The sequence below is a fragment of the Variovorax sp. V93 genome (genome assembly GCF_041154485.1).
Classification (GTDB): domain Bacteria; phylum Pseudomonadota; class Gammaproteobacteria; order Burkholderiales; family Burkholderiaceae_C; genus Variovorax; species Variovorax beijingensis_A.
The window spans coordinates 2,288,415-2,305,711 of sequence record NZ_AP028669.1; the positions used below are offsets into that span (position 1 = coordinate 2,288,415).

Annotated in this window: 16 protein-coding genes; 11 read left to right on the top strand and 5 right to left on the bottom strand. The window is 66.3% G+C overall.

Features of this window, described 5'->3' with window-relative positions:
- Positions 1-9: 9 nt before the first annotated feature.
- The 7 genes from ACAM54_RS10800 to ACAM54_RS10830 all read left to right on the top strand — a co-directional run bounded on the left by ACAM54_RS10800 (position 10) and on the right by ACAM54_RS10830 (position 7,399).
- Complete coding sequence (locus tag ACAM54_RS10800; protein WP_369650678.1) at positions 10-486, top strand: GNAT family N-acetyltransferase; 477 nt, start codon at positions 10-12, stop codon at positions 484-486.
- A gap of 47 nt (positions 487-533) precedes the next feature.
- On the top strand, positions 534-1,532 hold the full coding sequence (meaB, locus tag ACAM54_RS10805) for a methylmalonyl Co-A mutase-associated GTPase MeaB (RefSeq protein ID WP_369650966.1): 999 nt from the start codon (positions 534-536) through the stop codon (positions 1,530-1,532).
- A 46-nt stretch (positions 1,533-1,578) separates the two neighbouring features.
- A complete protein-coding gene (locus ACAM54_RS10810) occupies positions 1,579-3,123 on the top strand; it encodes an acyl-CoA carboxylase subunit beta (protein ID WP_145743348.1) in 1,545 nt (514 codons plus the stop codon).
- A gap of 128 nt (positions 3,124-3,251) precedes the next feature.
- A complete protein-coding gene (locus tag ACAM54_RS10815) occupies positions 3,252-3,815 on the top strand; it encodes a hypothetical protein (RefSeq protein ID WP_369650679.1) in 564 nt (187 codons plus the stop codon).
- 19 nt (positions 3,816-3,834) lie between these two features.
- Entirely contained in the window at positions 3,835-5,883 is a 2,049-nt protein-coding gene (gene accC, locus ACAM54_RS10820) for an acetyl-CoA carboxylase biotin carboxylase subunit (RefSeq protein ID WP_369650680.1), read from the top strand.
- The gene (gene bioB, locus ACAM54_RS10825) at positions 5,883-6,911 is read left to right on the top strand and encodes a biotin synthase BioB (protein WP_369650681.1); all 1,029 of its coding nucleotides are present in this window, start codon (positions 5,883-5,885) and stop codon (positions 6,909-6,911) included. The genes accC and bioB overlap by 1 nt, the downstream gene beginning before the upstream one ends.
- Entirely contained in the window at positions 6,908-7,399 is a 492-nt protein-coding gene (locus ACAM54_RS10830; RefSeq protein ID WP_369650682.1) for a VOC family protein, read from the top strand. Before bioB ends, ACAM54_RS10830 begins: the two co-directional genes overlap by 4 nt.
- Here the strand turns inward: ACAM54_RS10830 and ACAM54_RS10835 are convergent.
- A complete protein-coding gene (locus ACAM54_RS10835) occupies positions 7,389-7,886 on the bottom strand; it encodes an Lrp/AsnC family transcriptional regulator (protein ID WP_145743357.1) in 498 nt (165 codons plus the stop codon). The genes ACAM54_RS10830 and ACAM54_RS10835 overlap by 11 nt on opposite strands.
- Before the next feature lie 115 nt (positions 7,887-8,001).
- Here ACAM54_RS10835 and yedA point away from each other — a divergent pair, with 115 nt between their 5' ends.
- Positions 8,002-8,928 carry a drug/metabolite exporter YedA gene (gene yedA / locus ACAM54_RS10840; RefSeq protein WP_145743359.1) on the top strand — a complete coding sequence of 309 codons (927 nt, stop codon included), beginning with the start codon at positions 8,002-8,004 and terminating at the stop codon, positions 8,926-8,928.
- Positions 8,929-8,940: 12 nt separating this feature from the next.
- On the opposite strand, the gene ACAM54_RS10845 is transcribed toward yedA, so the two are convergent.
- From ACAM54_RS10845 to ACAM54_RS10860, 4 genes are all read right to left on the bottom strand, one after another.
- Positions 8,941-9,579, bottom strand: a complete 639-nt coding sequence (locus tag ACAM54_RS10845; protein WP_369650683.1) for a LysE family translocator — start codon at positions 9,577-9,579, stop codon at positions 8,941-8,943.
- Positions 9,576-10,214, bottom strand: coding sequence for an RnfABCDGE type electron transport complex subunit B (locus ACAM54_RS10850; RefSeq protein WP_192327643.1), 639 nt, complete (start codon positions 10,212-10,214; stop codon positions 9,576-9,578). The genes ACAM54_RS10845 and ACAM54_RS10850 overlap by 4 nt, the downstream gene beginning before the upstream one ends.
- The gene (locus tag ACAM54_RS10855; protein WP_192327640.1) at positions 10,211-11,626 is read right to left on the bottom strand and encodes a polyhydroxyalkanoate depolymerase; all 1,416 of its coding nucleotides are present in this window, start codon (positions 11,624-11,626) and stop codon (positions 10,211-10,213) included. Before ACAM54_RS10855 ends, ACAM54_RS10850 begins: the two co-directional genes overlap by 4 nt.
- A gap of 157 nt (positions 11,627-11,783) precedes the next feature.
- The gene (locus ACAM54_RS10860; protein WP_369650684.1) at positions 11,784-12,980 is read right to left on the bottom strand and encodes an amino acid aminotransferase; all 1,197 of its coding nucleotides are present in this window, start codon (positions 12,978-12,980) and stop codon (positions 11,784-11,786) included.
- A gap of 105 nt (positions 12,981-13,085) precedes the next feature.
- On the opposite strand from ACAM54_RS10860, the gene uvrB reads away from it, so the two are divergent.
- The 3 genes from uvrB to ACAM54_RS10875 all read left to right on the top strand — a co-directional run bounded on the left by uvrB (position 13,086) and on the right by ACAM54_RS10875 (position 17,270).
- Positions 13,086-15,203 carry an excinuclease ABC subunit UvrB gene (uvrB, locus tag ACAM54_RS10865; RefSeq protein ID WP_369650685.1) on the top strand — a complete coding sequence of 706 codons (2,118 nt, stop codon included), beginning with the start codon at positions 13,086-13,088 and terminating at the stop codon, positions 15,201-15,203.
- A 231-nt stretch (positions 15,204-15,434) separates the two neighbouring features.
- On the top strand, positions 15,435-15,971 hold the full coding sequence (iscR, locus tag ACAM54_RS10870; RefSeq protein WP_007828186.1) for a Fe-S cluster assembly transcriptional regulator IscR: 537 nt from the start codon (positions 15,435-15,437) through the stop codon (positions 15,969-15,971).
- 78 nt (positions 15,972-16,049) lie between these two features.
- Entirely contained in the window at positions 16,050-17,270 is a 1,221-nt protein-coding gene (locus ACAM54_RS10875) for an IscS subfamily cysteine desulfurase (protein WP_369650686.1), read from the top strand.
- The last annotated feature ends 27 nt before the right edge of the window (positions 17,271-17,297 follow it).

Here is a 17,297-nt window from a genome sequence, read left to right on the forward strand (position 1 = left end):
AAGCAGAGCGTGGGCGATCTCTTGTCGCGGCTGTCGCTGCAGCCGGTGGAATCCAGCGATTTCGAGGCCATGCTGGCCCTGCGCGTCGATGCGATGCGCCCCAGCCTGGAGCGCGTGGGGCGCTTCGATCCCGCGCGCTCGCGCGAACGGCTGCAGGCCGGTTTCGTCGTGCCCTTCATGCATCACATCGTGCTCGACGGCGAGCTGCGCGTCGGCTTCGTCACGCTCAAGCCCGAGGGCACCGACGCCCTTCGGCTCGACCACCTTTACCTGCGCACGGGCTTCCAGGGCCTGGGCATCGGCGAATGGGTGCTCGAGTGGGCCAAGGCGCAGGCGCGCCAGCAGCAACTGGACATCAAGCTCACCGCGCTCGTGCAGAGCGACGCCAACCGCTTCTACCTGCGCCATGGCTTCGTGCTCGAAGGCGAGGAGGGCGTCGACCTGCACTACCGCTGGCGCGTGTCGTCCCCGGAGGGCGCGTGCTGAACAAGCCGGCCGCCGCACTGGAGCGCGCAATTGCCGAATCGGACGGCATGGTGCAGCGCCGCGCCATCGCCAAGGCGATCACGCTGCTCGAATCGACCCGTGCCGATCACCGCGCGCAGGCCGACGAGCTGCTCACCGCGCTGCTGCCGCGCACCGGCAAATCGTTTCGCCTGGGCATCTCGGGCGTGCCGGGCGTCGGCAAGTCGACCTTCATCGAAACGCTGGGCCTGCTGCTGATCGGCAAGGGTCACCGCGTCGCGGTGCTCACCATCGACCCGTCGTCCACCGTGTCGGGCGGCTCCATCCTCGGCGACAAGACGCGCATGGAGCACCTCTCGGTGCACGAGCGCGCCTACATCCGGCCCAGCCCGTCGAGCGGCACGCTCGGCGGCGTGGCCGAGAAGACGCGCGAGGCGATGCTGGTGTGCGAGGCCGCGGGCTACGACATCGTGATCGTCGAGACCGTGGGCGTGGGCCAGAGCGAAACGGCGGTGGCTGGCATGACCGACATGTTCGTGCTGATGCAGCTGCCCAACGCGGGCGACGACCTGCAGGCCATCAAGAAGGGCGTGATGGAGCTCGCTGACCTTGTCGTCATCAACAAGGCCGACATCGACAAGGACGCCGCCACGCGCGCGCAGGCGCAGATCACCTCGGCGCTGCGCCTTTTCGGCCACCAGGGCAACCCGGACCACGCGCATGCGGTGCATGACGTGCACAGCGGCACGGAGGTGCGCTTCTGGCTGCCGAGGGTGCTGCAGCTCAGCGCGTTGGCAGGCACGGGCGTCGACGCGTTCTGGGACGCCGTCACACAATTCAGGCAACTGCAGACGGCCAACGGCAAGCTCGCCAGGCGCCGCGAGAAGCAGGCCACCGCGTGGATGTGGGAGCGCATCGACGCCGGGCTCAAGCACGCCTTCAGGCATCACCCGCAGGTGCGCGAGCTGCTGCCGCAGCTCACGCAGCAGGTGGCCGAGGGCGCGCTGCCTGCATCGACGGCAGCGCGCCAGCTGCTTGCAGCGGCCGCCATCACCGCCAGGCCATGACCAAGACCACAAACGAAATTCAGGACCACAGCTTCGGAAGCACACCATGCAAGAACTGATCGAACAACTCGAAAAGCGCCGCGCCCAGGCGCGCCTCGGCGGCGGGCAGAAGCGCATCGACGCGCAGCACGCCAAGGGCAAGCTCACGGCGCGTGAGCGCATCGAGCTACTGCTGGACGACGGCACTTTTGAAGAATGGGACATGTTCGTCGAGCACCGTTCGGTCGACTTCGGCATGGCCGAGCAGAAGATCCCCGGCGACGGCGTGGTCACAGGCTACGGGATGATCAACGGCCGCCTGGTGTTCGTGTTCAGCCAGGACTTCACCGTGTTCGGCGGCGCGCTCAGCGAAGCGCATGCCGAAAAGATCTGCAAGGTGATGGACCAGGCCATGAAGGTCGGCGCCCCCGTCATCGGCCTCAACGACTCGGGCGGCGCGCGCATCCAGGAAGGCGTGGCCTCGCTCGGCGGCTATGCCGACGTGTTCCAGCGCAACGTGATGGCCTCGGGCGTGGTGCCGCAAATCAGCCTGATCATGGGCCCGTGCGCGGGCGGCGCGGTGTATTCGCCGGCCATGACCGACTTCATCTTCATGGTGAAGGACTCCAGCTACATGTTCGTCACCGGCCCCGAGGTGGTGAAGACCGTGACGCACGAGAGCGTCACCGCCGAGGAGCTCGGCGGCGCCGTCACCCACACCACGCGCAGCGGCGTGGCCGACATGGCGTTCGAGAACGACGTCGAGGCGCTGATGATGCTGCGCCGCCTGTACAACTACCTGCCGCTCAACAACCGCGAGAAGCCGCCGGTGCGCCTGGGCAACAACGGCCAGGGCGATCCGGCCGACCGGCCCGACTATTCGCTCGACACGCTGGTGCCTGACAACCCGAACAAGCCCTACGACATCAAGGAGCTGATCCTGAAGGTGGTGGACGATGGCGATTTCTTCGAGCTGCAGCCCGACTATGCGAAGAACATCGTGATCGGCTTCGCCCGCATGGAAGGCCAGACCATCGGCATCGTGGCCAACCAGCCGCTGGTGCTGGCGGGCTGCCTGGACATCAAGAGCAGCATCAAGGCCGCGCGCTTCGTGCGCTTCTGCGATGCCTTCAACATCCCGGTCGTCACCTTCGTCGACGTGCCCGGCTTCATGCCCGGCACGGGGCAGGAGTACGGCGGCATCATCAAGCACGGCGCCAAGCTGCTCTATGCGTATGCGGAGTGCACGGTGCCGAAGATCACCGTCATCACGCGCAAGGCCTACGGCGGCGCCTACGACGTGATGGCCTCCAAGCACCTGCGCGGCGACGTCAACCTGGCCTGGCCGCGCGCCGAGATCGCGGTGATGGGCGCCAAGGGCGCGGTGGAAATCATCTTCCGCGAGGACAAGAACGATCCCGAGAAGCTCGCAGCGCGCGAGGCCGAGTACAAGGCGCGCTTCGCCAACCCGTACGTGGCGGGTGCGCGCGGCTACATCGACGACGTGATCCTGCCGCACGAAACGCGCAAGCGCATCTGCCGCTCGCTCGTGATGCTGCGCGAGAAGAAGCTCGAGAACCCGTGGCGCAAGCACGGCAACATTCCGCTCTGAGCCGTATGCGCAGCCACTACCCCCAGTTCCGCGAGGGTGCGGAACCTGGACTGGTGCCCAAGCTGGGCGGTCCGCCCTGGGGACTGCCCCGTCGTTTGTGGCCGGTCTGCCGCGAATGCAATCGCGCCATGAGCCACCTCGCGCAGCTGCCCGCGGATGGCGACGCGCTGCCGCTCGCAGATGGCGAGGTGCTGTTCCTGTTCAAGTGCGAGTGGGACAGCATCTGCAGTTTCTGGGAGCCCGACGGAGGCGCGAACGCCGCGTTCGTCGTGCAGCGCGCCGAGCTGGGGACCGGGCCCACTGCGCCGCCTTCGGATCCTGTCGAAGGATCGCCCGCCTTGCTGCGCGAAATCGCCATCACGGGATGGCGTGCCGACGACGATGGCGCGCCTTCGGAACTCGAAGAGGCCTTCTACGACTACCAGGCCCATTCCGAACTGCCGGAGGAGATCGCGCACCCCCACGACTGGGCGAGCGCATGGCGTACCAAGAGCGGCGGTGTGCCGTACTGGACGGCCAACGGCGCGCAGCAGATGCCCGCCGGGCGCCTGTTCCTGCAGATCGACAACTGGGTCGATCTCGCCGATGGCGGCGGTGCCGAAGTGGCGAACTTCTGCTCCGACGGTACGGCCTACGTGTTCGTCGACCGCGCGCAGGCGCCGCCGGTGTATTCGATGTTTATCAACCGCTGAGACCCCGCGGAGACCCTAGATGTTCAAGAAAATACTCATTGCCAACCGCGGGGAAATCGCCTGCCGCGTGATCCAGACCGCGAAGAAGATGGGCATCCTCACCGTCGCCGTCTACTCCGACGCCGACAGGGAAGCCCGCCACGTCGAGCTCGCCGACGAGGCCGTGCACATCGGCGCCGCGCCCAGCCGCGAGAGCTACCTGCAGGCCGACCGCATCATCGCGGCATGCAAGAAGACCGGCGCCGAGGCCGTGCATCCGGGCTACGGCTTCCTGTCGGAGAACGAAGCCTTCGCGCGCAAGGTCGAGGAAGAAGGCATCGCCTTCATTGGCCCGAAGCACTATTCGATCGCCGCCATGGGCGACAAGATCGCCTCCAAGAAGCTCGCGAACGAGGCCAAGGTCAACACCATTCCGGGCTGGAACGATGCCATCGAGACGGCCGAGCGCGCGGTCGAGATCGCGAAGGACATCGGCTATCCCGTGATGATCAAGGCTTCGGCCGGGGGCGGCGGCAAGGGCCTGCGCGTGGCCTACAACGACAAGGAAGCTTTCGAGGGTTTCACCTCGTGCCGCAACGAGGCGCTCGCCAGCTTCGGCGACGACCGCGTGTTCATCGAGAAGTTCGTCGAGGAGCCGCGCCACATCGAGATCCAGGTGCTGGGCGACTCGCACGGCAACGTGATCTACCTGAACGAGCGCGAATGCTCGATCCAGCGCCGCCATCAGAAGGTGATCGAGGAAGCGCCTTCCCCCTTCATCAGCGATGCCACGCGCCGCGCGATGGGCGAGCAGGCGGTGCAGCTGGCCAAGGCCGTGAAGTACCGGAGCGCGGGCACGGTGGAGTTCGTGGTCGGCAAGGACCAGAGCTTCTACTTCCTGGAAATGAACACGCGGCTGCAGGTGGAGCACCCGGTCACGGAGTGCATCACCGGCCTCGACCTGGTGGAGCTGATGATCCGCGTGGCGGCCGGTGAGCAGCTGCCGCTCACGCAGGAGCAGGTGAAGCGCAACGGCTGGGCCATCGAGTGCCGCATCAATGCCGAGGACCCGTTCCGCAGCTTCCTGCCTTCGACCGGCCGCCTGGTGAAGTTCCAGCCGCCGGCCGAGACCATGTTCGCCGCCGACACCGAGCACCTGAACGGCGTGCGCGTGGACACCGGCGTGTATGACGGCGGCGAGATCCCGATGTACTACGACTCGATGATCGCCAAGCTCATCGTGCACGGCAAGGATCGGCAGCACGCGATTGCACGCATGCGCGAGGCGCTCAACGGCTTCGTGATTCGCGGCATCAGCAGCAACATCCCGTTCCAGGCCGCGCTGCTCGCGCATCCGAAATTCGTGGCGGGCGACTTCAACACAGGCTTCATCGCCGAGCACTACGGCAAGGGCTTCCACGCCGAGGACGTGCCGCATGCCGATCCTTCGTTCCTGATTGCGCTCGCAGCCTATGTGCACCGCCGCTATCGCGCGCGCGCTTCGGGCATCAGCGGGCAGCTCGAAGGCCACGGCGTGAAGGTGGGCGAGCAGTTCGTGGTGGTGGAGCTGGGGCCGGAGGGCAAGCATGTGCACCATCCGGTGTCGGTCACCGATTTCCATGGCAAGACCGGCGCCAGCGCCGTGGCCGTGGGCGGCAAGAGCTACAAGATCGACAGCGGCTTTGCGCTCGGCGCCATCCGCGTGCAGGGCATGGTCAACGACCGGCCCTTCACCGCGCAGGTGGAGCGCGGGGCCGGCAAGAACCCGCTGGCGCTGCGCGTGTCGCACGACGGCACGCAGATCGAGGCGATGGTGCTGTCGCCCCTGGGGGCGCGCCTGCTCGAACTGATGCCCTACAAGGCGCCGCCGGACCTGAGCAAGTTCCTGATGTCGCCGATGCCGGGCCTGCTGGTCGAGGTATCGGTGCAGCCGGGGCAGCAGGTGCGCGCCGGCGAGAAGCTGGCCGTGATCGAGGCCATGAAGATGGAAAACGTGCTGTTCGCTTCGCAGGACGGCGTGGTGGGCAAGATTTCGGCGGAAAAGGGCGAGTCGCTCGCCGTCGATCAGATCATTCTGGAGTTCAACTGATGGGTGCCAACGACCTGCAACAAACGATCACGCTGCACCGGCCTGCGAAGGCCGCGGCGCCGCAAGGGCCATGGACGGTCGAAGCGATACAGGCGCTGCTCGACAAGCCGCTGATGGACCTGCTGTTCGAGGCGCAGACCGTGCACCGCCAGCACTTCCCGGAAGGCGACATCGAACTGGCGACGCTGCTCTCGGTCAAGACCGGTGGCTGTCCCGAGAACTGCGGCTACTGCCCGCAGTCGGCCGAGTTCGACACCGGCGTGAAGGCGCAGAAGCTCATGGAAGTCGACGAGGTGGTGCGCGCCGCGCAGGCCGCCAAGGACGCCGGCGCCACGCGCTTCTGCATGGGCGCCGCGTGGCGCGCGCCGAAGGACCGCGACGTCGAGAAGGTGGCGGTGCTGGTCGAGGCCGTGAAGGGGCTGGGCCTGCAGACCTGCGCCACGCTCGGCATGCTGGAGCCGCACCACGCGCACCAGCTCAAGGCCGCGGGCCTGGACTACTACAACCACAACCTCGACACCGCGCCCGAGTACTACACCGACGTGGTCGACACGCGCACCTACCAGGACCGGCTCGACACCCTGGCCCATGTGCGCAGCGCCGGCATCAGCGTGTGCTGCGGCGGCATCGTCGGCATGGGCGAGCAGCCGGTGCACCGCGCGGGACTGATCGCGCAGCTGGCCAACCTGAGTCCGTACCCGGAGTCGGTGCCGATCAACAGCCTGGTGCGCGTGCCGGGCACGCCGCTGGCCGATTCGGAGCCGGTCGATCCCTTCGATTTCGTGCGCATGATCGCGGTCGCGCGCATCACGATGCCGACCGCGCGCGTGCGCCTGTCGGCGGGCCGCCAGCAGATGGGCGATGCAGTGCAGGCGCTGTGCTTCATGGCCGGCGCGAATTCGATCTTCTACGGCGACAAGCTGCTGGTCACCGGCAACCCCGACGTCGAGGCCGACACGGTGCTGCTGCGCAAGCTCGGGCTCAATGCGCGGCAGGTGCAGGAGCAGCCCGAAGGTTGCGCCGCATGACCGCCGCCGCCGCACGCCCCTTCAAGGTCCTGGGCATCCAGCAGATCGCCATCGGCGGACCCGACAAGCTGCGCCTGCAGAAGCTCTGGGTCGACATGCTGGGGCTCGAAGTCACGGGCACCTTCAAGAGCGAGCGCGAGAACGTCGACGAGGACATCTGTTCGATGGGCAGCGGGCCTTTCAAGGTCGAGGTCGACCTGATGCAGCCGCTGGACCCCGAGAAGAAGCCGGCCGTCCACGCCACGCCGCTCAACCATGTGGGCCTGTGGATCGACGACCTGCCCAGGGCCGTCGAGTGGCTCAGCGCGCAGGGCGTGCGCTTTGCGCCCGGCGGCATCCGCAAGGGCGCGGCGGGTTTCGACATCTGCTTCCTGCACCCGAAGGCGAACGACGAGTTTCCGATCGCGGGCGAGGGCGTGCTGATCGAGATGGTGCAGGCGCCGCCCGAGGTGGTGGCGGCCTTCAGCGCGCTGGCCGCTACGCGTTAAGTACTTTCTTGATCGGCGGCCTGACGTCCGAACGCTGAGGCGGCAGCATCGGCTGATGCTCGCGCGCCGGGTTCAGGATGATCGAGGTGGCCGTCTCGGTGAGGATGCAGAACTTGGTGACCACCGCATCGAGGTGGCTGACGTCGATCACCGCGATTTCGAGAATCCAGCTGTCGTCGCCGGTCACGTTGTAGGCATTGACGCATTCGGGCGTCTGCTGCACCAGTTCCACCACGCGCGCATAGTCGGCGCGGCCCACGCGGATGATCGCGCGGATGCCGTAGCCGAGCTTGCCGAGGTTCACGGTCGCGCGGTAGCCGCTGATGACGCCTGCCGCTTCGAGCTTCTTTACGCGCTCGGTCACGGCCGGCTGGCTCAGGTGCACGCGGCGGCCGAGTTCGGCCATGGTGAGCCGCGCATCGGCCTGCAGTTCGGCCAGGATGCGGGTGTCGTGGGCATCCAGCGCGGGGTTCAAGGTGAAGTCCATGCAACTCCTTCAAATTGACGGTATGGAGCGAAAAGAACCATGAGATATGCATGGTTGCGAGAAGATCGCTTTCATACCATGGACGGCGTTTCCATACCAACAAGACAACATCCCCATGCCCACTCTCGCGTCCCCCGCCCAAGCTGCATCCGGTTCCGCGCGCACCGCGCTGCCGCCGCTGCTGTGGCTCTGCCTGGCCGCCACCTGGCTGGTCTGGGGCTCGACCTATCTGGCGATCAAGTACGCGCTGATCAGCTTTGCGCCCTTTCTCCAGATGGGCTCGCGTTTCCTGTTCGCGGGCGTGCTGCTCGCCGCCTGGATGCGCTGGCGCGGGGCCGCCTGGCCCTCGCGCCTGCAGTGGCGCAATGCGCTCGTGGTCGGCACGTTGATGCTGGGCGGCGGCATGGGCGGCACGGCCCATGCCGAGCTGTCGATCGGCTCCGGGCTGGTGGTGGCCTTCATCGCGGTGGTGCCGCTGCTGATCGCGCTGCTCAACCTGATCTGGGGCGTGAAGCCGACGCGGCTGGAGGCGGCGGGCATTGCGCTCGGGCTCATCGGCGTGCTGATGCTGACGCAGGGCAGCGGCTTCCAGTCGTCGCCTGCGGGCCTGGTGGCGATTTCCATTGCCTGCATCTGCTGGTCGATGGGCAGCGTGCTGAGCCAGCGCAGCCTGCCGCTCGCGCCCGGCGCGATGGGCTTCGCAAGCGAAATGATCTGCGGCGGCGTGGTGCTGCTGATGCTCTCGGCGCTCTCGGGCGAACAGCTGGTGTGGCCGCCGCAGCCCGAGGCCGCTGCGGCCTGGCTGTACCTCGTGGTGTTCGGCTCGTTGATCGCGTTCAATGCCTACATGGTGCTGCTGGCGAAAGCGCCCGCCGCCTTGGCCGCGAGCTACACCTTCGTCAATCCGGTGATCGCGATGCTGCTGGGCGTGTGGATTGCCAACGAGACCGTCACGCGCTTCGAGTGGTATGCGGTGGCCGTGGTGCTGGCCGGTGTCTTGCTGCTGCTCTTCAAGCGCCCGCAGAAGGCGCAAGAAAACTGAACCCCGCGCCGTTCAGGTGCCCGGACGGCGCCAGAAGGCCAGCGTGGCCGCCAGCAGCCACATGCCGGCCGCGCAGCTGCGGTTCAGCGCCCTGAGGCCGCGGCGCGAAAGCCAGCGCACGGCCTGCGTTCCGGCGGCCGCGTAGGCCAGCATCACGCAGGTGTCGAGCGCCACGAAGATCGAGCCGAGCAGCAGGTACTGCGCGCCCTGCGGCCGGGTGATGTCAATGAACTGCGGCAAAAAGGCCGCGAAGAACAGCACGGTCTTGGGGTTCGACAGCGCCACGAGCAGGCTGCGCATGAGCGCGACGCGGCCGTGCGGGCGGACCTCGATGGCCGACTTGGCCAGCGCCGCGCCGAGGTCGGCCGCTTCGCTGCGCCACAGCTTGACGCCGAGCCAGACCAGGTAGGCGACACCCGCCGCACGGATCGCATTGAAGAGCAGTTCCGATGCGGCCAGCAGCGAACCGAGTCCGAGCGCTACCACCGCGATCAGCGTGACGCTCCCGAGCGACGCACCGGCAATGCCCCAGCTCGCGCGGCGCATGCCCCCGTCGATGCCGTTGGACAGCGCCAGCAGCATCGTCGGGCCGGGGATCACGGCCAGGGCGAGCGAGGCGACGACGTAGATGAGCAGGGTGTCGAGGGTCATGGCTTGGCGGCGGGTGGCCGTTGTTGTTGCGAGGCGGCGCGGGCGCGCGCCAGCGCGGCTTCGACGATGGAGCGCTTGCGTGTGTCGGCGGCCTGCGGCTGCGCGACGGCGGGCGCTTCTTGCTCCCCCTTGCGCTTGTCTGCGCGGCGGTGCTCGCCATGCAGCTTGTAGCGCCGCAGCGCGGCCTCGGCCTGGGCCTGCGACCAGGCCTGCCAGCCGCTGCGGCCCGGCGTCTCGACTTCGAGCGAGATGCAATCGACAGGGCAGGCCGGAATGCAGAGCTCGCAGCCCGTGCAGTGTGCTTCGATCACGGTGTGCATGCGCTTGTGGATGCCCACGATGGCGTCGGTCGGGCAGGCATCGAGGCAGAGCGTGCAGCCGATGCACCAGGCTTCGTCGATGACCGCCATGGCGCGCGGGCCTTCGGTGCCGAACTGCGGGTCGAGCGGAAGCGCCTCGCGGCCGGTGAGCCGCGCCAGCCTGGCCACGCCTTCGGCGCCGCCGGGCGGGCACTGGTTGATGCCCGCATTGCCGTCGGCCACGGCTTGCGCATACCCGGCGCAGTCGGGGTAGCCGCAACGTGTGCACTGCGTCTGCGGCAGTGCATCGTGGATGCGTGCGGCCAGTCCGTTCACTTCCTGCGTGCCGCGGGCTTCTTGGCAGGGGCAGCCGCCACCGCTTTCCTGGCCGAGGTGCTCTTCGTGGCTGCAACGGCCGCCGTGTTCCGGCCCGGCTTGATCCGGTCTTCGGCCGGCAGGCTTTCGCGTGCGCCGGCGCGGCGCTGGGGCTGGTCGTGGGCCGCGATGAATTTCTGCACCTTGGGGTAGACCAGTTCGCGCCAGCGGCGGCCGCTGAAGATGCCGTAGTGGCCCGCGCCCTTGACTTCATAGTGCTCGCGCTGCGAATCGGCAATGCCGGTGCACAGGCTGTGCGCGGCCTCGGTCTGGCCCGAGCCCGAAATGTCGTCGAGCTCGCCCTCGACCGTGAGCAGGGCGGTCGAATGGATGTCCTGCGGACGCACGCGTTCGATCTGGCCCTTCGGGTTCCTGACGTCCCAGGTGCCGTTCACGAGTTCGAACTCCTGGAACACGGTGCGGATGGTGTCCAGGTAGTAATCGGCGTCCATGTCGAGCACGGCGTTGTACTCGTCATAGAACTTGCGGTGGGCCTCGGCGCTGGCGTCGTCGCCCTTGATGAGGTCCTTGAAGTAGTCGTAGTGGCTGGAGGCGTGGCGGTCGGGGTTCATGGCCACGAAGCCCGTGTGCTGCAGGAAGCCCGGGTACACGCGGCGGCCTTCGCCCGGGAAGCCCTGCGGCACGCGGTAGATCACGTTGTTCTCGAACCACTCGAAGCTCTTGTTCATCGCAAGGTTGTTCACCGCGGTGGGCGACTTGCGCGCATCGATCGGGCCGCCCATCATCGTCATGGTGAGGGGCAGCGGCTCGCCGCGGCTGGCCATCAGCGACACGGCGGCCAGCACCGGCACGGTCGGCTGGCACACGCTCACGACGTGGCAGTTGCCGTATTCGGCCTGCAGGCGGCGGATGAATTCCTGCACGTAGTTGATGTAGTCGTCCAGGTGGAACTCGCCTTCCGACAGCGGCACGAGGCGCGCATTCTTCCAGTCGGTGATGTAGACCTTGTGGTCCTGCAGCATGGTGCGCACCGTGTCGCGCAGCAGCGTGGCGTAGTGGCCCGACAGCGGCGCCACGATCAGCACGACGGGCTGGCTCTTGAGCGTCTTGAGGATGTGCGGCTCGTCGGTGAAGCGCTTGAAGCGGCGCAGCTCGCAGAAGGGCTTGTCGAGTTCGACGGCCTCCTGGATGACCACGTCTTCGCCCTCGACCTTCACGGACTTGATGTTGAACTCGGGCTTCTCGTAGTCCTTGCCCAGGCGGTAGAGCAGGTCGTAGCCCGCAGCCATGCGCTGGGCCATGGGCAACTGGCCCCACACTGCGCCCTGGCCATAAAGCTTGGAAGCCGCTTGCGCGAAGTCCGAGAACGGCTCCATGAGGGAACGCTGGGCTTCGTAGAGTTGATAGAGCATCGCTGGTCTTGGAGTGGAATGTTGCAATGCAATATATCAGCGCATTCGCTGACTTGCAGGGGGCCTAACCCCTACATCGGCCCTGCGGGAAGGGCCGTTTTGAGCCAGCAATGTGAAGGAATCGTAAAACTCGGATTCCCTCACACCTTGCTGACGCCTAGATGACCTTGGCGATCGACGCGCAGACGTAGTCGATGTTCTTGCTGTTGAGCGCGGCCACGCACATGCGGCCGGTGTCGGTGCCGTACACGCCGAATTCATTGCGCAGGCGCACCATCTGGTCCTTGCTGAGACCCGAGTAGCTGAACATGCCGATCTGGGTGGTGATGAAGCTCATGTCTTCCTTCACGCCGGCGGCCTTGAGGCCGTCGACCAGCTTCTGGCGCATGGCCTTGATGCGCACGCGCATCTCGCCGAGTTCCTTTTCCCACAGAGCGCGCAGTTCGGGGTTGCCGAGCACCGCGGCCACCACGGCGCCGCCGTGGATCGGCGGGTTGCTGTAGTTGGTGCGGATCGCGATCTTGAGTTGCGACAGCACGCGGCCGGCTTCTTCCTTGTTCTCGCACAGCACCGAGAGGGCGCCCACGCGTTCGCCATACAGGCTGAAGCTCTTCGAGAACGAGGTCGAGACGAAGAAGGTCAGGCCCGCATCGACGAACTTGGCCACGGCGGCGCCGTCTTCCTTCAGGCCGTAGCCGAAGCCCTGGTAGGCCATGTCGAGGAAGGGCACCAGGCCCTTGGCCTTGACCGTGGCGACGACCTGGTCCCACTGCTCGGGCGTGATGTCATAGCCGGTCGGGTTGTGGCAGCAGGCGTGCAGCACGACGATGGTGCCGGCCGGCGCTGTGTTCAGGGCGGCCAGCATGCCGTCGAAGTTGATGCCGCGCCTGGCGGCGTCGTAGTAGGGATAGCTTTCGACTTCGAAGCCCGCGTTGGTGAACAGGGCGCGGTGGTTTTCCCAGCTCGGGTCGCTGATCAGCACCTTGGCCTTGGGGTTGAGCTTCTTCAGGAAGTCGGCGCCGACCTTGAGGCCGCCGGTGCCGCCGATGGCCTGGATGGTGGCCACGCGGCCCGATTGCACCGGCTCGCTGTCGACGCCGAAGACCAGGCCCTTGACTGCGTTGTCATACGCCACGATGCCGTCGATCGGCAGGTAGCCGCGCGCCGAAGGCGTTTTCATCATGTTCTGTTCGGCGGCCTGCACGCACTGCAAAAGCGGCAGCTTGCCGTTGTCGTCGTAGTAGACGCCGACGCCGAGGTTGACCTTGTTGGGGTTGGTATCGGCTGCAAACTGCTCGTTGAGGCCGAGGATCGGGTCGCGCGGTGCCATTTCGACCGCGGTGAACATAGACATGGAAAGGTCCTTTGGGATGAAAGCTTCGCTGCAACCGGAGGAGGCTTTATCCTTTCCGGTTGCCTTGAATTTTACCGGCGCCATCGCCACCTGTCGGGAACAGCCATGCCAGAGAACAACGAAGCCATAGCAGACCTGAAGAAACTGGACCCGATCGGGCCGGCCAAGCAGGGCGAATTCATCAAGTACCCCGGTTCGCCTTTCGAACTTTTCCAGCCCTATCCGCCGGCCGGGGACCAGCCGAAGGCGATCGACGGGCTGGTCGAGGGCGTGCTCGACGGCGAAGTGTTCCAGACGCTGCTGGGCGTCACGGGCTCGGGCAAGACCTTCACCATGGCCAACGTGATCGCGCGGCTGGGCCGCCCAGCCATCGTGTTCGCACCCAACAAGACGCTGGCGGCGCAGCTCTACAGCGAATTCCGCGAGTTCTTTCCCAAGAACGCCGTCGAGTACTTCGTGAGCTACTACGACTACTACCAGCCCGAGGCCTACGTGCCCCAGCGCGACCTGTTCATCGAGAAGGACTCCTCGATCAACGAGCACATCGAGCAGATGCGCCTGTCGGCCACCAAGAGCGTGCTGGAGCGGCGCGACACGGTCATCGTGGCCACGGTGAGTGCCATCTACGGCATCGGCACGCCCGAGGACTACACGCAGATGCGTTTCATCATGCGGGTGGGCGACAAGATCGGCCAGCGCGACGTGATCGGGCGGCTGATCCGCATGCAGTACACCCGCAACGAGCAGGATTTCTCGCGCGGCACCTTCCGCGTGCGCGGCGACACCATCGACGTGTTTCCGGCCGAGCACAGCGAGCTGGCCATCCGCATCGAGCTGTTCGACGACGAGATCGAGACCCTGCAGCTGTTCGACCCGCTCACGGGCCGCATCCGCCAGAAGATCCCGCGCTTCACCGTGTACCCGTCGAGCCACTACGTGACGCCGCGCGACAAGGTGCTGAGCGCGGTCGAAACCATCAAGATCGAGCTGGCCGAGCGGCTCAAGGAGTTCGTGAGCCAGGGCAAGCTGGTGGAGGCGCAGCGGCTGGAGCAGCGCACCCGCTTCGACCTCGAGATGCTGGCCGAGATCGGCCACTGCAAGGGCATCGAGAACTACACGCGGCACCTCTCTGGCGCAGCGCCCGGCGAGCCGCCGGCCACGCTGACCGACTACCTGCCGAAGGACGCGCTGATGTTCCTCGACGAGAGCCACCAGATGGTCGGCCAGCTCGGCGGCATGTACAACGGCGACCGGGCGCGCAAGACCACGCTGGTCGAGTACGGCTTCCGGCTGCCGAGCGCGCTGGACAACCGGCCGCTCAAGCTGGAGGAGTTCGAGACGCGCATGCGCCAGTGCATCTTCGTCTCCGCCACGCCGGCGCAGTACGAGAAGGACCATGCCGGCAACGTGGTCGAGCAGCTGGTGCGCCCGACCGGCCTGATCGACCCCGAGGTCGAGGTGCGCCCCGCAACCCATCAGGTGGACGACGTGCTGGGCGAGATCCGCATCCGCGTCGACAAGAACGAGCGCGTGCTGATCACCACGCTGACCAAGCGCATGGCCGAGCAGCTGACCGACTACCTGGGCGACAACGGCGTGAAGGTGCGCTACCTGCACAGCGACGTCGACACGGTCGAACGGGTCGAGATCCTGCGCGACCTGCGCCTGGGGAGCTTCGACGTGCTGGTGGGCATCAACCTGCTGCGCGAGGGCCTGGACATCCCCGAGGTGTCGCTGGTGGCCATCCTCGACGCCGACAAGGAGGGCTTCCTGCGCGCCGAACGCTCGCTGATCCAGACCATCGGCCGCGCGGCGCGCAACCTGAACGGCAAGGCCATCCTCTATGCCGACCGGATGACCGACTCGATGAAGAAGGCCATCGACGAGACCGAGCGCCGCCGCGCCCGGCAGATCGCCTACAACGAGGCCAACGGCATCACGCCGCGCAGCATCGTCAAGCAGGTGCGCGACCTGATCGACGGCGTCTACAGCGAAAAGACGGGCAAGGAAATGGCCAAGCTCGACCTGGAGCGCGCCAAGGTCGAGGACATGAGCGAAAAGGACATCGCCCGAGAGATCAAGCGGCTCGAAAAGCTCATGATGGAGCACGCCCGGAACCTCGAATTCGAGAAGGCGGCCCGGGTGCGCGACCAGCTGGCGCTGCTGCGGGAGCAGGCTTTTGGCGCCTCCGGCGGGGACAATATCGCCGTGCTGCCGTCCTAGGACGGGGTTCCGGTTCCTTCAAGCGGTTTCCGCTGGGGTTTACCCGAGCAGGCTCCAAGGTCTTCTGCTATACTTGAGCGAAATACTCAACAACAAAAAAGAACTTCGCGATGAAGAACCGATCCCACCGGCTGGTTCACCAGCGCCAGGGGTCGGGCAGGGCGGAGACGAAGTCACCGCGGCCTCGGGCCAAGGTGTCATTTCAACGGTAAGCACTTGAAGGAGCTTGCGATGCGTCTCACTACCAAAGGCCGTTTTGCGGTCACAGCAATGATCGATCTGGCGCTGCGTCAGAACACCGGTCCGGTCACGCTGGCTGCGATCAGCCAGCGGCAGCAGATTTCGTTGTCGTATCTCGAACAGCTGTTCGGCAAACTGCGCCGCCACGAGCTGGTCGAGTCGACCCGCGGCCCCGGCGGCGGCTACAGCCTCGGCCGCAAGGCTGCAGATATCACCGTCGCAGACATCATTGTTTCCGTCGATGAGCCCATCGATGCCACGCAGTGCGGCGGCAAGGAAAACTGCCTGGGCGAAGCCGGCCGCTGCATGACGCATGAGCTCTGGGCCTCGCTGAACCAGCGCATGGTCGAGTTCCTCGATTCCGTCACGCTGCAGAAGCTGGTCGACGACCAGATCGCCAAGGGCGTGCAGATCGAGAACAAGCCGGTCGTCAAGCGCGCCATTTCCGCGCAGCCGGTGGTCAAGCCGATTCGCGTGAACGCGCCGAATTCGGTGTTTGCCCTCGGCAACGCCTTCGCGAAGTCCTGAGAAGCCGTGGAGCGCCTCCGGGCGCTGCCACCAGAAGCCCAGATCAAAGAAACAACCCCACGCCAGCCCGAGCCAGCCATGGACGTCACTCCTCATTTCCCGATCTATCTCGATTACGGCGCCACCACGCCGGTCGACCCGCGTGTGGTCGACGCCATGATCCCCTGGTTGCGCGAGCACTTCGGCAACCCGGCGTCGCGCAGCCACGCCTGGGGCTGGGAGGCTGAAGAGGCGGTCGAGAAGGCGCGCGGCTACGTGGCCGAGCTGATCGGAGCCGACCCGCGCGAGATCGTCTGGACCTCCGGCGCCACCGAGTCGAACAACCTCGCGCTCAAGGGCGCGGCCCATTTCTACAAGGGCAAGGGCAAGCACCTCATCACGGTGAAGACCGAGCACAAGGCCGTGCTCGACACCATGCGCGAGCTCGAACGCCAGGGCTTCGAAGTCACCTACATGGACGTCGAGGAAAACGGCCTGCTGGACCTCGACAAGTTCAAGGCGGCGATCCGCCCCGACACCATCCTTGCGAGCGTGATGTACGTCAACAACGAGATCGGCGTCATCCAGGACGTGGTCGCGCTCGGCAACGCCTGCCGCGAAAAAGGCGTGATCTTCCATGTCGACGCGGCCCAGGCCACCGGCAAGGTCGAGATCGACATCGCCAAGCTGCCCATCGACCTGATGAGCCTGGCTTCGCACAAGACCTACGGCCCCAAGGGCATCGGCGCGCTGTACGTGCGCCGCAAGCCGCGTGTGCGGCTCGAGGCACAGATGCACGGCGGCGGCCACGAGCGCGGCATGCGTTCGGGCACGCTGCCCACGCACCAGATCGTGGGCATGGGCGAGGCCTTCCGTATCGCCAAGCTCGAAATGAAGGAAGACATCGCCAAGGCGGCGCGCCTGCAGAAGCGCCTGCTCGACGGCCTGAAGGATGTCGAGCAGGTGTTCATCAACGGCGACCTCGCGCAGCGTGTGCCGCACAACCTGAACATGAGCTTCAACTACGTCGAAGGTGAGTCGCTGATCATGGGCATCAAGGGCCTGGCGGTGTCGTCGGGTTCGGCCTGCACCTCGGCCAGCCTGGAGCCCAGCTATGTGCTGCGCGCCCTGGGCCGCAGCGACGAGCTGGCCCACAGCAGCCTGCGCATGACCATCGGCCGTTTCACGACCGAGGAAGAAATCGACTACGCCATCTCGACCATCAAGCACAACGTCGCCAAGCTGCGCGAGCTGAGCCCCCTGTGGGAGATGTTCCAGGACGGCGTCGACATCAGCACGATCCAGTGGTCGGCCCACTGACGCATTGAACAAAGTTTGAGAGGTACA